This is a genomic window from Neptunitalea chrysea (genome assembly GCF_027924145.1).
GTDB classification, from domain to species: domain Bacteria; phylum Bacteroidota; class Bacteroidia; order Flavobacteriales; family Flavobacteriaceae; genus Neptunitalea; species Neptunitalea chrysea.
In genome coordinates this window covers 1-907 of record NZ_BRVP01000066.1, presented here as the reverse complement: position 1 = coordinate 907, position 907 = coordinate 1, and the positions used below count along the sequence as shown (strand labels likewise).

The window sequence follows — 907 nt, the reverse complement described above, 5'->3', positions numbered from 1 at the left end:
GTTAATTTATCTAAGTGAACATCATTACCTAATCTATGCCCTACATCTTTAACTACATTCAAATAAGTAGTATGATTTTTAAATTCTTGTAAGCCATAAACAAATTTATAAGAATGAAATGGTGAAACTAAATTATCTCGATTGTCAAGTTACCACTAGTACATTCAGATCTTTTATTTGAAAGTGTTTTTAAATTGTGCAAAGGAGAATAACTCCTTAGATATTTTTTCATTGATGGTTTATTAGGGTTTTCATATTCATGAATCAAGTATTTACCCTCCCCCTTATATTTGGTGTGGTTTATTTTATTAGATAATCCGTTCATACTAATAGCGGCTTTAAATTTTGTACTATAATTTAAAATAGCCTTACGGTGCCAATCTATTCTTTTTTCTTCTTCGTCTCTAACACTCGTAATAGTAAAAACCCTACCTTTTTCTAAAAGTAAGTTAATATACGGTGAATGTTTTGGCATCATGCTTCTACCAAATACTGTATAGGGGAGTGTTCTTATTTGTAAGGAATCCTTAAAATAAAAAATTACAGGAATGCAGTCTTGTTTATGATGAACTCATTTTTGTTAGACTTTGTAATCTTTGACCTATGAATTAAATATGGTAGGGAGACTATGGATCAGGAAAATGAACAAATGAGACAATGTAAAACAACAACAAAAAGTATATTACCCTTAGATACTTTCTAACGGATATATTTCTAAGCAATTACTGGTTATAAGTTGGTATTAACTTTGTAAAGCACCAAATGACTTGATAATAAACCAGTAAGCGAGTTAATGGCTTAAGAAACATCTTTAATCAAGATTATGATATAAAAGTAGCTTATACGAAACTAGCTCATTGATACAGGGTTTTAGAATTAGCAGGATTTAAGAGCTTCCAGATTGTAA

The 907-nt window shown here is 29.5% G+C and carries 1 protein-coding gene; it reads right to left on the bottom strand.

The genetic code is table 11. From position 1 onward, the window contains the following. Positions 1-127 precede the first annotated feature (127 nt). Positions 128-478 (bottom strand): hypothetical protein, encoded by a 351-nt coding sequence (locus tag NBRC110019_RS16705; RefSeq protein ID WP_281756606.1) that lies wholly within the window; start codon positions 476-478, stop codon positions 128-130. Positions 479-907: the final 429 nt, after the last annotated feature.